Source organism: Formosa algae, from assembly GCF_001439665.1.
In the GTDB taxonomy this organism is placed as follows: domain Bacteria; phylum Bacteroidota; class Bacteroidia; order Flavobacteriales; family Flavobacteriaceae; genus Formosa; species Formosa algae.
Genome location: NZ_LMAK01000025.1, coordinates 1 through 14,780 on the forward strand (window position 1 = coordinate 1; position 14,780 = coordinate 14,780).

A 14,780-nucleotide genomic window follows, 5' to 3' on the forward strand; every position below is an offset into this window, starting at 1 on the left:
ACTGGATATAATACGGCGGGAAAAATATAATTCTCTGTAGTTTCTCCTCCTTTTTCATTTAAAATCGAAGCTCCTTTTTCTAAGGCATCATCTATTAATTCTTGTATATAAGCAGGTTTTCCTGGTTCTGGAAGCGGTGTAAGTTTAACACCTTGATCCCAAGGATTTCCAAACGGAAGAGCATCTACCCTATCAGAAAAACGCTTATTAAATGCTTCAATAATATTTTCATGAACATATAAAACTTTTAATGCAGTACAACGTTGCCCATTAAAAGACAGTGTTCCTGCAATACATTCATCAATAGTTAAATCTAAATCGGCATCTGGTAATACAATCGCTGGGTTTTTAGCTTCTAAACCTAAAACTAAACGCAATCTGTTTTGTCTTGGATGACTCTCTTGAAGTGCATTTGCAGATGTACTATTACCTATTAAAGCAAGCACATCTACTCGCCCTGTTTCCATAATTGGGGTTGCAACAACACGGCCACGACCGTAAATAATATTTACAACACCTGTTGGAAAACTAGTTTGAAAAGCCTCTAACAAGGGTGTCATTAACAACACACCATGTTTAGCTGGCTTAAAAATAACTGTATTCCCCATTATGATAGCAGGAATTAACAGTGCAAAAGTTTCGTTTAACGGATAGTTATATGGCCCTAAACATAATACAACACCTAAAGAACCACGTCTAATATGTGCATTTACACCATCGTGTTTTTCAAATTTAGCACTATCACGATCTAATTGTTTATACTCTTCAATTGTATCGTAAATATAATCTACAGTTCTATCGAATTCTTTCTCAGAATCGGGTAAACTTTTACCAATCTCCCACATTAAAAGCTTAACAACCTCTTCTCGCTTGGTTTTCATTTGTTCTACAAATTTCTCCATGCAAGCCACTCGATCTTTCACTTTCATTCTTGGCCATTCCCCTTGCCCTTTTCCGTAAGCATTACAAGCAGAATCTAAGGCTTCTAAAGCTTCTTCTTTTCCAAGTTGAGGAATTTTACCTAACAGTGTTGGTTTGTATTCTGGTGTAGAAGAAACAGAAGAATATACATTAGCTGTATCTCCTGTCCATGTTTTTAACTCACCATTTACTAAATAGGTATTTTGATTTATTTCGGTTGTAATTTTATATTGCTCTGGTATCTCTAAAAAAGATGTATGCATAATATCATTTTGTTTTAACAGTTCGTGTCTTAAATATACCGCTTTAATCGTTTTTAGTAGTTTAGAAATAGTTAAGCTTATACTAAAAACTGAAATAAATCGGGATTGTCGTTTAAGTAATCGCCATAGAATTTTCTAGATTTCATTTTCTCTATTAAAGGCACTAAATCCTTACTCGATATTAATTCAATACCTACAACTGCAGATCCGTTTACACGGTTGGTTTTTTTAGCATATTGAAAATATGTTATATCATCGTTAGGCCCTAAAATTTCGGCAACGAATTCTTTTAATGCACCTGCACGTTGAGGGAATTTCACAATAAAGTAGTGTTTTAAATTAGTGTATAATAAAGCACGTTCTTTAATTTCTTCAGTTCGCGTAATATCGTTATTACTACCGCTAATTACACATGCTACATTTTTACCTTTAATTTGTTCAGCATAAAAATCCAGAGCAGCAATACTTAATGCACCTGCTGGCTCGACTACTATGGCATCTTTATTATATAACTCCAAAATGGTTTCACAAATTTTACCTTCTGGAACCGTAATCATTTCGGATAAATTTTGCTTACAAATGGCAAACGTTTTATCTCCCACCTTTTTAACAGCAGCACCATCAACAAAATTTTCAATGGTTTTTAACTCTGTATTATATCCATTTTTAAGCGATGTTTTCATAGAAGGCGCACCTTCTGGTTCGACACCAATAATTTTAGTATCGGGTGATAATTGTTTAAACACACTAGATAAACCTGAAGCTAATCCGCCGCCTCCAACGGGAACAAATACATAATCTAAAGGCGCATTAATCTGACTTAAGATTTCTAAACCAATAGTTGCTTGTCCTTCAATAACTTTTTGATCGTCAAACGGATGAATAAACGTTTTATTTAGACGCTCGCATTCTAACATGGATGCATGATAAGCATCGTCGTAAGTATCGCCAACTAAAACAATGTTAGTATATTCTTCACCAAACATTTTTACTTGTTCAATTTTTTGATTTGGCGTTGGTGAAGGCATAAAAATAGTCCCCTTTATCTTTAGCAATTTGCATGATAAAGCCACACCTTGAGCATGATTCCCTGCACTTGCACATACAATACCATTTTTCATTTGCTCTTCAGTTAATGATGACATCCTATTGTATGCACCACGAATCTTATAAGAACGTACCAATTGTAAATCTTCTCTTTTAAAAAGAACATTAGCACTATAACGTTTAGAGTATTGTAAGTTTTGAACTAAAGGCGTTAAAACAGCAACCGACTTTAAACGTTCGGCTGCTGCTTGTACTGCTTTTAAACTTGGAAAATATGTTTTGTTTTCAGTTTGCATAATTGTGTTAGGCTAACACTGAAGCGTTTAATTATGCTTCAGTTTTTATTGTTTTCATTGCAGTCATTGCTGTTCTTAACGATTTTCCAATCGCTTCAATAGGATGATTCCTAATAGCATCATTTACTGCAATTAATTCAATATTGTCAACCTCGTTAGATGTTGAGTAAGGCTTACCAATAACATCTGTTTTAATTCCTTTCATGAAATCTACCAACATTGGTTTTGCTGCATGATCGAATAAATAACAACCGTATTCTGCGGTATCAGAAATTACACGGTTCATTTCGTAAAGTTTTTTTCTTGCAATGGTATTTGCAATTAACGGTAATTCATGAAGCGACTCGTAGTAAGCAGATTCTTCAATAATTCCTGCACTTACCATAGTTTCGAAAGCTAATTCTACACCAGATTTTACGATAGCAACCATAAGTACGCCATTGTCGAAATATTCTTGTTCAGAGATTTTATCAGAAGTTAATGCCGTTTTTTCAAATGCTGTTTCTCCTGTAGCTTCTCTCCATGTTAACAAGTTAACATCGTCGTTAGCCCAGTCTTCCATCATTGTTTTAGAGAAATGACCAGAGATAATATCATCCATATGCTTTTCGAAAAGCGGACGTAAAATATCTTTTAATTCCTCAGACAATTTATAAGCTTTTATTTTAGCTGGGTTAGATAAGCGATCCATCATTGTTGTAATACCACCATGCTTTAAAGCTTCAGTTACAGTTTCCCAACCATATTGAATTAATTTTGCAGCATAACCTGGCTCGATACCTTCTTCTACCATTTTGTCGAAACATAAAATAGACCCTGTTTGTAACGCACCACATAAAATAGTTTGCTCCCCCATTAAATCACTTTTAACCTCAGCAATAAAAGATGACATTAAAACTCCCGCTCTATCTCCTCCTGTTGCTACTGCATAAGCTTTAGCCTGCGCCAAACCTTTTCCTTCTGGATCGTTTTCTGGGTGTACAGCAATTAAAGTTGGCACACCAAATCCTCTTTTATATTCTTCACGAACTTCTGTTCCTGGACATTTAGGCGCCACCATAATTACTGTTAAATCTTCACGTACTTGCGTACCTTCTTCAACAATATTAAATCCATGAGAGTAAGATAATGTTGCTCCCTTTTTCATTAAAGGCATAATCGTTTCAACAACATTTGTATGTTGCTTGTCTGGAGTTAAGTTTAACACCAAGTCTGCAGTTGGAATTAATTCTTCGTAAGTTCCAACAGTAAAGTTATTTTCTGAAGCATTAACGAAAGAAGCACGTTTTTCTTTAATTGCTGCTGCACGTAAAGCATAAGAAATGTCCAATCCAGAATCTCTCATGTTTAACCCTTGATTTAATCCTTGTGCGCCACACCCTACAATGACGATTTTTTTACCTTTTAATGCAGTTACACCATCTTCAAATTCTGAAGATGCCATAAAACGACATTGTGATAATTGCTCTAATTGGTTTCTTAATGATAAGGTGTTAAAATAATTTGCCATTTTGTTTTAATTAATTAAATGCTACTAGCATTTGTGATATTTTCATTTCTTGTTTTGTTACAGCAATACGTCCTGAACGTACAAACTGCATAATGCCATAGGCACTAAATTCACGATACAATTGTTCGATTTCGTTTCTTTTACCTGATTTTTCAAGCACAAAAAATTCTTTATTAACCGTTACAATTCTAGCGTTACTTTCTTTAATTATATTTTGAATTTCGCGTTCTTCAAACAAAAGATCAGACCTTAATTTGAACATGCAAGACTCTTGATAGATGGTTTCTTCGTCTGTATGATAGTAAGCTTTTATAACTTCAACTTGCTTTTCTATCTGACCTATGATTTTTTTCATACGTTCTTCTGTAAGATTTACTACAATTGTAAATCTTGAAACCCCTTCAATTTCTGAAATCGAAGTATTTAAGCTTTCAACATTAATATGTCTGCGTTGAAATATCGCCGAAATTCTATTTAAAAGACCAATATTATTCTCGGTGTAAATCGAGATGGTATATGTGTTTATAGTATCTTCCATAATTAACTTAATCTAATTTCTGAAACTGAAGCTCCTGTTGGTATCATTGGAAAAACATTATCTTCCTTCTCTACACAAACTTCTAAAAAGTACGCCCCTTCGCAAGCCATCATTTCGGCTACAGCATCAGCTAACTCTTCACGTTTTGTAACTTTCTTAGCATCTATATAGTATCCTTTTGCAATTGCTACAAAATTTGGATTTGTCATCTCGGTAGACGCATAACGTTTGTCAAAAAACAACTGTTGCCATTGACGAACCATTCCCAAAAATTCATTGTTTAAAACTACAATTTTAACTGGTACTTTTTGCTGAAAGATAGTTCCCAATTCCTGAATATTCATTTGAAACCCTCCATCACCAATTATCGCAACCACATCACGATCTGGCGCCGCCATTTTTGCTCCAATAGCAGCTGGTAAAGCAAAGCCCATGGTACCTAAGCCACCAGAAGTAATATTACTTTTAGATTTATTGAATTTTGCATAACGACAAGCAATCATTTGGTGCTGACCAACATCTGAAACGATAGCTGCATCACCATTGGTTTGCAGATTTATTTGGTTGATCACCTCCCCCATGGTTAAACCCTCTTTTGTTGGGTGTAAATCGTCTTTAATAATTTTTTCAAATTCTATAGCATATAAATCTTTAAATTTTTGATGCCATGTTGCATGTGTAGTTTCATTTAAAAGCGGTAACAAGCCTGCTAAACTCAATTTAGAATCTCCAAGTACTGCAACATCTGTTTTTACATTTTTATCAATCTCTGCCGGATCAATTTCAAAATGGATCACTTTTGCTTGCTTAGCATATGTAGATAAACTACCTGTAACACGATCGTCAAAGCGCATACCAATAGCAATTAAGACATCGCACTCATTGGTTAACATATTTGGTGCATAATTACCATGCATACCAACCATACCTATATTTAAAGGATGTTCTGTTGGAATAGCCGAAGCTCCCAAAATAGTCCAAGCTGAAGGTATTCCTGCTTTTTCAATTACGGCTTTTAATTCTGCTTCTGCTTTTCCTAAAATAACACCTTGACCCCATACAATCATAGGTTTTTTAGCACTATTTATTAGGTCTGCTGCTTTTTGAATTGAAACACTACTCGGCACACAAGATGCTTTATAGCTACGTACCGAAGTACATTTTTTATAACTAAAATCGAATTCCTCGAACTGAGCATCCTTAGTAATATCTACTAATACAGGTCCTGGTCGTCCGCTTTTAGCTATATAAAAAGCTTTAGCCATAACTTCAGGAATATCTGCTGCTTTAGTAATTTGAACATTCCACTTAGTAACAGGAGTAGAGATACCAACGATATCTGTTTCTTGAAATGCATCACTCCCTAAGAGATGAGATGCGACTTGTCCTGTAACACAGACTAGAGGTGTAGAATCTATTTGAGCATCTGCAATACCTGTAATTAAGTTTGTTGCTCCTGGACCAGATGTTGCCATGGCGACCCCTACTTTTCCAGAAATACGTGCATAACCTTGGGCAGCGTGTGCTGCTCCTTGTTCATGACGCGTTAAAACATGATGAATTTGATCTCTATATTTATAAAGTTCATCATAAACAGGCATGATTGCTCCTCCAGGATATCCGTAAAGGGTTTCAACACCTTCAGCTATCAAACATTTGATAATAGCCTCGCTACCCGAAATACGCACGGTGTTCTCTGTAGCTGTCTCTGTTGTTTTTACTGTTTCTATGTTCATAGTAAAAAATTAAAATTCGTCCGTCACACATCCTTTTGATGCCGACGATACTGTTTTCGCATATTTGTATAGTACTCCGCGTTCTGCTTTCAATTTTGGAGCGACCCAATTTGCTCTTCTTTTTGCTAACAACTCTTCAGAGATTTCAATATCAATTGTATTATTTTCAGCATCAATAAAAATAACATCACCGTTTTCAACTAAGGCAATATTACCTCCATCTTGAGCTTCTGGAGCAACATGTCCAACCACAAATCCATGAGACCCTCCAGAGAAACGTCCGTCTGTAATCATAGCAACATCTTTACCTAAACCTGCACCCATAATAGACGAGGTTGGCTTCAGCATTTCTGGCATTCCAGGCGCACCTTTTGGTCCTTCATAACGGATAATGACAACATCACCCTTTTTAACTTTACCGTTCTTTATACCCTCGTTTACCTCAACTTCACTGTTAAATACATTTGCTGTTCCTTTAAAGGAGAGTCCTTCTTTACCAGTAATTTTGGCAACTGCACCCTCAGTAGCTAAGTTTCCGAATAGGATACGAATATGTCCAGTTTCTTTAATAGGCGTAGAAAGTGGTTTAATAATCTCTTGTCCTTCGATTAAATTAGGTACATCTTTTAAATTTTCTGCAATGGTTTTTCCTGTTACTGTTAAACAATCGCCATGGAGCATATTATTTTCTAACATGTATTTTAAAACACCAGGAATTCCCCCAACACCATGTAAATCTTCCATAGAATATTTACCACTAGGCTTTAAATCTGCCAACAAAGGTGTTTCATCACTTATGCGTTTGAAATCTTTTAAAGTGAAATCAATTCTTGCAGCTTTAGCAATTGCTAAAAAGTGAAGCACTGCATTAGTAGATCCTCCTAAAACAGTTACTAATCTAAACGCATTTTCTAATGCATTTTTAGTTACTATATCTGAAGGTTTTATATCATTTTCTAATAAATAGCGTAAAGCTTCTCCAGCTCTTACACATTCTTTTTCTTTTAATTTATCATCTCCAACGGCTGGCGTAGACGAGTTAAATGGCAAAGACATTCCTAGAGCTTCTATTGCAGATGCCATAGTATTTGCTGTATACATACCACCACAAGCTCCTGCACCTGGACACGCTTTATGAACAACTTCTTTAAATTCTGAATCGTCTATAGTTCCAGCAACTTTTTTACCATAAGCTTCAAAAGCTGAAATAATATCAAGCTTCTCACCTTTATGACAGCCAGAAGCAATCGTACCACCGTATACTAAAACCGATGGTCTATTTAATCTTAATTGTGCCATTAAAGCTCCAGGCATATTTTTATCGCACCCCACAACTGTCACTAAACCATCGTAGCTCATACCTTCTACAACTGTTTCTATAGAGTCTGCAATGATATCTCTAGACACTAAAGAATAACGCATTCCCGGTGTACCATTAGAAATCCCATCACTAATACCAATGGTGTTAAAAATTAACCCGACCATATCGGCATTTTGTGTTCCTTTTTTAACATGCGTCGCTAAGTCATTTAGATGCATATTACAAGGATTACCCTCGTAACCCGTACTAGCAATACCAATAAATGGTTTTTGCAAATCTTCATCTGTTAACCCGATAGCATGCAACATCGCTTGAGCAGCTGGTAATGATGCATCTTGTGTGACCGAGTGACTATACTTTTTTAAATTTTTCATATGTTTATAAAAGCTTTTGCTCTCTTTCTAATTCTTTAAGAGCACTAAATTAATTTTTTGTCATTTTTTAACGAATTTCATCCATTACATATAGACTAAACTCATTACCCATATTACATGTATAAAATACTGATTTAAAGCTTTTTAAATCGATTTATATATGACGTTCAATTTCTTCTTTTTGTTGTAAAAAAATTGACTTTTTTTAGAATTATAGCAGAAACCTAAATCGGACACTAAAATCCCATCTTTTTTTTAATGTTCAGTTTCAAATAAAACCTTAAAATCACAGTATTTTACAACCCATTTTAAAACAAAAAAAGCCTTCCATAGAAATGGAAGGCTTTAATTTTATTTTACATTATAAATACACTTCCATTATCCTCATGAGCGAATCACAACGACACTAATAGAAATAATATTTACTAGATTGTTTTTCATATGTATTTCAAATATCTTAATTCTAAAACTAAGAACCTATGAAAATTTCAAATATTTAACTTTTTAAGTCAGATTTTAAACTCTTGGCAAATCAATACCTGTTTTTAGAGGTAAATTTGACGATCCCATTAAATAAGTATCTACATGATAAGCAGCTTGTCTACCTTCTGAAATTGCCCAAACAATTAAAGATTGCCCTCGACGCATATCTCCTGCAACAAAAACACCAGGTACGTTAGACATATAATCGTTCGTATCTGCCTTAATATTAGTTCTAAAATCCATTTCTAGACCTAACTGTTCAGCAATGGTTTTTTCTGAACCTGTAAAACCTAAAGCTAATAATGCTAAATCGCAATCCCAAGTTTTTTCTGTTCCTGGAAGTTCTTTTAATTGAGGACGTTCTCCAGCTTTAAAAATCCATTCTACTTCTGTAGTAACTAATCCTTTTAGATTTCCATTTTCATCACCTAGAAACTCTTTAGTTGAAATACTGAAGAAACGCTCCACTCCTTCTTTATGAGACGAACTTGTTCGTAGCTTCATTGGCCAATATGGCCATGGTTGATGTGCAGGTCTACCTTCTGATGGTTTATCTAAAATCTCGAAATTTGTAACCGATTTTGCACCGTGACGATTAGAAGTACCAATACAATCTGATCCAGTATCCCCACCACCAATAACAATTACATTTTTACCAGTAGCTTTAATTTCTTTATCAAATTCTGTTTGGCCGCTAACGCGTTTATTATTTTGTTTTAAGAAATCCATAGCCTGAACTACACCATTTAATTCGGCTCCAGGAATTGGCATACCACGTCTTACCGTAGCACCTCCACAAAGAACTACAGCGTCAAAATCTTCTTTAAGCTTATCTGCATCTAAATTAACACCGACATGAGCATTAGTTTTAAAGATAATACCTTCCTCTTCCAACACTTCAATACGACGATCTATAACATTTTTATCCAATTTAAAATCTGGAATTCCGTAACGCAATAAACCTCCAACTTTATCGTCCCTCTCAAAAAGCGTAACTAAATGTCCAGCGCGATTTAATTGTTGTGCTGCTGCTAAACCTGAAGGCCCACCTCCAATAACAGCTACCGTTTTACCAGTACGCTCTTTTGGCGGATGCGCAACAACCCAACCTTCTTTAAAGGCTGTTTCGACTATATTTTTTTCAATATTTTCAATACTTACAGGGTCTTCATTAATACCTAATACACAAGCTTCTTCGCAAGGTGCCGGACAAAGGCGTCCCGTAAATTCCGGAAAGTTATTTGTAGAGTGTAAGATTGCAGCCGCTTCTTTCCACTTTCCTTTATAAACTTTATCGTTAAAATCTGGAATTAAATTCCCTAATGGACAACCACTATGGCAAAATGGAATCCCGCAATCCATACAACGCGCGCCTTGATTTTTTATACCAGACTCAGATAATGGAATTGTAAATTCTTTGTAGTCTTTAAGACGCGCTTCTACCGGTTCGTAACCTTCGTCTTCACGTTTATATTCTAAAAATCCTGTTATTTTTCCCATAATATCTATTGCGTTACAAGGTTTTCTTGTTCTAATTTAATTAAAGCTTGCTTATATTCTTCTGGTAAAACCTTGACAAACTTTGGCAAGTATTCTTCCCATTTTTCTAATATACGTTGTGCTAACGGACTTAAAGTAGCATTATAATGATTCTCTATTAATGTTTTAAGCTGTACGATATCTTCATCTAAAATTACTGGATCTAAGTTAAGATCTTCAGAATTACAATGGTTTCTAAATGTATCTTTAGCATCTAAAACATAAGCGATACCACCACTCATACCTGCACCAAAGTTTCTTCCTACTTCACCAAGTACTACAGCAATACCACCAGTCATATACTCACAACCGTGATCTCCAATACCTTCAACAACAGCAAGAGCTCCTGAGTTTCTTACACAAAAACGCTCACCGGCTTTACCATTTATGTATACTTCTCCAGAAGTCGCACCATATAAAGTTACGTTTCCTGTAATAACATTCTCTTCAGGTATAATTGTTGCCGCTTCTGGCACTTTAATGATAACCTTTGCTCCAGATAATCCTTTCCCCAAATAGTCATTAGTATTTCCATTAACAATCATGGTTAAACCTTTGGTTGCAAAAGCACCAAAACTTTGTCCTGCAGATCCTGTAAAGTTTAAATTAAGTGTGTTTTCTGGCAATCCTTGAGCTCCGTAAATTTTAGAAATTTCATTACTTACAACCGCACCTACTGCACGATCTATATTTGTAATGGCAAGATCTAAATAAGTTTTCTCCTTACGGAATAATGCGGGATGCGCTTTATTGATAATCTCGAAGTCTAAATGACTTTCTATATGATGTTCTTGTTTTTCTGTATTATATAATTTTACATAAGATTCAGTTTTAACTCTGTGTAAAATTGGAGTTAAATCGATTCCTGATGCTTTATAATGTTCAATAGCTTGATTACGATCTAATTTTTGAGACTGCCCAACCATTTCGTTAATCGTTCTAAAACCTAACTGCGCCATAATTTCTCGTAACTCTTGAGCTACAAAATACATATAGTTCACTACGTGTTCTGGTTTTCCTTTGAATTTTTTACGTAAGTCTGGGTTTTGAGTCGCGATACCAACCGGACATGTATTTAAATGACATACACGCATCATGATACATCCTGAAGCTACTAAAGGCGCTGTTGCAAAACCAAATTCTTCAGCTCCTAATAAACATGCTACAGCTACATCTCGACCTGTTTTTAACTGACCATCACACTCTAATACAATACGATTTCTTAAATCGTTCATGACTAAAGTTTGTTGTGCTTCTGCAATCCCTAATTCCCATGGTAAACCACAGTGCTTTAACGATGTTAGTGGTGATGCTCCTGTTCCACCATCAAATCCTGAAACTAGAATAACATCTGCTTTTGCTTTAGCAACACCTGCAGCTACTGTTCCAACTCCAACTTCTGATACTAATTTTACGTTAATACGCGCTTCACGGTTAGCCGATTTTAAATCGTAAATTAACTGAGATAAATCTTCAATGGAATAAATATCGTGATGCGGTGGTGGCGAAATTAATCCTACATAAGGTGTAGAATTACGTGTTTTTGCAATAGACGGATTCACTTTTGGCCCAGGTAACTGCCCACCTTCTCCAGGCTTAGCTCCTTGTGCCATTTTAATTTGAATCTCTTTTGCACTGGTTAAATAATTTGATGTTACACCAAAACGACCAGAAGCTACTTGCTTAATTGCACTGTTTTTCCAATCTCCATCTGAATCTTTATAAAAACGATCTTGATCTTCTCCTCCTTCTCCAGAATTACTTTTACCACCAATACGGTTCATGGCAATCGCTAAATTCTCGTGAGCTTCTTTACTAATAGATCCATAAGACATCGCTCCCGTTTTAAAACGTTTTACGATTTCTGTCCAAGGCTCTACCTCATCAATAGAAATTGGATCGTAGTTAGTAAATTCAAACAAACCACGAATGGTCATTAAATCTTTAGCTTGATTATTAACTAAATCTGCGTATTCTTTATATGTTGTTTTTTCGTTAGTACGAACAGACTCTTGAAGTTTTGCAATGGTTAATGGGTTAAACAAATGCTTCTCTCCATTACGTCTCCATCTGTACTGGCCACCAATTTCCAAATCTAAGTTAGCATCAATTTCACTCACTTGATAAGCGCACTGATGACGTTTAGAAATTTCTTTTTCTATCTCATTCAATCCAATTCCTTGAATACGAGTTGCTGTAGTAGGAAAATACTTTTCTACAACTTTGGTATTGATTCCTATACATTCGAAAAGCTGAGATCCGCGGTAAGAATTTAAAGTAGAAATCCCAATTTTGTTCATCACTTTTAAAATTCCTTTTCCAACGGCTTTATTATAATTCTGAATAGCCTCTTCGAAACCTAATCCCGTTAAATCTTCAGATTCTAATTGTTGTCCAACAATTTCATTAACCATATAAGGGTTAATTGCACTTGCACCATAACCAAATAATAAGGCAAAATGATGCACTTCTCGTGGTTCTGCAGATTCTATAATAATACTAATTTGAGAACGCTTACCACGTTTATATAAAGCGTGATTTACATAAGAACAAGCTAATAACGCCGGAATTGGCGCTTTAACTTTACTTACATTTCTATCTGAAAGTATAATAATATTTGTACCAGAATCTATTGCTTTCTCTGCGGTATTTACAATCTGCTCTAATCGATCTTCTAATCCGTTCACCCCTTTATCGACATCATATAATATTGAAATTGATGTTACTTGATAATCTGGACTTTTATCGTGATGTTTAATTTTATCTAAATCTTGCTTAGAAATAACAGGATTCTGAATTTTCAATTTACGACAATGGAATTCACTAATTTCAAAGATGTTAGTATCACTTCCTAAAGTCAAACTAATATCTGTAATTAATTCTTCACGAATACCATCTAAAGGTGGGTTTGTTACCTGTGCAAATAATTGCTTAAAGTAATTGTATATTAATTGCGGACGTTCAGACAATATAGCGATTGGCGTATCACTACCCATAGAACCAATTGGTTCTTTTCCGGCCTGCGCCATAGGTTTAATAATAGTATTCAAGTCTTCTTGAGTATACCCAAAAACACTTTGCCTTACCGTTAAATCCTCTTCTTCATGCACAACAGGATCCTCTCCGTAAGGAATATCTTTTAAGTGAATTAAGTTTTTATCTAACCACTTTCTATAAGGATGCTTATTCGCTATTTCCTCCTTAATTTCTTCATCGTTTATAATACGACCTTCGTCCATATCAACCAAAAACATTTTTCCTGGCTCTAAACGCCCATGAAATTTAATGTTTTCCGGCTCAATATCTACAACTCCAGTTTCTGAAGACATGATAACAAAGTCATCTTTTGTAACCGTATATCTAGACGGACGCAAACCATTTCTATCTAATAAAGCTCCAATATAAGTTCCATCTGTAAACGGAATAGACGCAGGACCATCCCAAGGTTCCATTAAACATGAGTTAAACTCGTAAAATGCTTTTTTAGCATCGGACATAGTATTATTTTTCTCCCATGCTTCTGGCACTAACATCATCATTACTTCTGGTAACGAACGTCCTGTCATTAATAACAGCTCAACTACCATATCCATAGAAGCAGAATCCGATTTACCTTTTAATATCGTTGGTATAACGCGCTTTATATCATCACCAAACCATTCGCTTTCCATAATTTCTTCACGAGAGAACATACGAGATACATTTCCTCGTAACGTATTAATCTCACCATTATGACACATATAACGGAATGGTTGTGCTAGATCCCATGTTGGAAACGTATTGGTTGAGAAACGCTGATGCACTAATGCTAGTTTAGCATCTAACAATGGGTTTAATAAATCTAAATAATACTCTTTAATATCTTCAGGCATTAAAAGCCCTTTATATATTATTGTTTTTGTTGATAAACTTGGAAAGTAAAAGAAAGAAGATTCTGAAAGTTTTGAATTATACACCGCGTGTTCTGCAATTTTTCTTGCAGAAAACAACTTTAAATTAAACTCAAAATCGGATTGATCTGGATTGTTTTTCCCTATAAAAACTTGCTTTATAAAAGGTTCACTAACAGCTGCAATTTTACCAATTACATTATTGTTAACTGGAGCATTACGCCACCCTATTAATTTAAGCCCTTGTTCTGCGATACATTTCTCGAAAGTATTTACACAAAATTCACGTTGGTTTTGCTTTTTGGGTAAGAACATATTACTCACTGCATACTCACCACGAGCAGGCAGTTCAAAATCACAATATTTTACAAAAAAATCATGGGGAATATCAATTAAAATCCCAGCTCCATCTCCTGTTTTCCCATCTGAACTTACAGCTCCTCTATGCTCCAGTTTTACTAGGATTTCGAGTGCTTTGTGGATAATATCGTTAGACCTACTACCTGTTAAACTACAAATAAATCCCGCCCCACAATTGTCGTGTTCAAATTCTGGCAAATACAGCCCTTGTTTCTTCAACATAATCATTAGTTGTTTAGTTAATTTTTGCTACTAGCAAGCACTAATATAAGAGTATCCTTTTTACTGTAATAATTGTAATTAAATTTTTATGACATTATAGGTATACTTTAATTTTCATTTTCTTATTACAATTATTTAGGGATGTAATTTACGAATTCATTACCATTTTCAAAACAAGAAAACGCAACAAATTTAATAATAAACAAAACTCTTGTTAACACTAGCTTAATTTAAGTGCGTTTTATTCATAAAATTTAACAATTACTTTAAATTTTGACAA

General features: G+C 34.9%; 8 protein-coding genes. All 8 read right to left on the reverse strand.

Going from position 1 to position 14,780, the window contains the following annotated elements; genetic code table 11:
- On the reverse strand, positions 1–1,184 hold a 1,184-nt coding region (locus tag AST99_RS08795; RefSeq protein WP_057781472.1), incomplete at its 3' end, for an aldehyde dehydrogenase family protein.
- A gap of 77 nt (positions 1,185–1,261) precedes the next feature.
- Positions 1,262–2,527, reverse strand: a complete 1,266-nt coding sequence (gene ilvA, locus AST99_RS08800; RefSeq protein ID WP_057781473.1) for a threonine ammonia-lyase IlvA — start codon at positions 2,525–2,527, stop codon at positions 1,262–1,264.
- A gap of 31 nt (positions 2,528–2,558) precedes the next feature.
- Positions 2,559–4,037 (reverse strand): ketol-acid reductoisomerase, encoded by a 1,479-nt coding sequence (ilvC, locus tag AST99_RS08805; protein ID WP_057781474.1) that lies wholly within the window; start codon positions 4,035–4,037, stop codon positions 2,559–2,561.
- 10 nt (positions 4,038–4,047) lie between these two features.
- Positions 4,048–4,575: an acetolactate synthase small subunit gene (gene ilvN, locus AST99_RS08810; RefSeq protein WP_057781475.1), complete on the reverse strand. Its 528-nt coding sequence runs from the start codon at positions 4,573–4,575 to the stop codon at positions 4,048–4,050.
- A gap of 2 nt (positions 4,576–4,577) precedes the next feature.
- Positions 4,578–6,311 carry a biosynthetic-type acetolactate synthase large subunit gene (gene ilvB / locus AST99_RS08815; RefSeq protein WP_057781476.1) on the reverse strand — a complete coding sequence of 578 codons (1,734 nt, stop codon included), beginning with the start codon at positions 6,309–6,311 and terminating at the stop codon, positions 4,578–4,580.
- Positions 6,312–6,320: 9 nt separating this feature from the next.
- The gene (gene ilvD, locus AST99_RS08820; protein WP_057781477.1) at positions 6,321–8,006 is read right to left on the reverse strand and encodes a dihydroxy-acid dehydratase; all 1,686 of its coding nucleotides are present in this window, start codon (positions 8,004–8,006) and stop codon (positions 6,321–6,323) included.
- A 516-nt stretch (positions 8,007–8,522) separates the two neighbouring features.
- Positions 8,523–9,989, reverse strand: coding sequence for a glutamate synthase subunit beta (locus AST99_RS08825; protein ID WP_057781478.1), 1,467 nt, complete (start codon positions 9,987–9,989; stop codon positions 8,523–8,525).
- A 5-nt stretch (positions 9,990–9,994) separates the two neighbouring features.
- On the reverse strand, positions 9,995–14,500 hold the full coding sequence (gene gltB, locus AST99_RS08830; protein ID WP_198151445.1) for a glutamate synthase large subunit: 4,506 nt from the start codon (positions 14,498–14,500) through the stop codon (positions 9,995–9,997).
- Between the last annotated feature and the right edge of the window lie 280 nt (positions 14,501–14,780).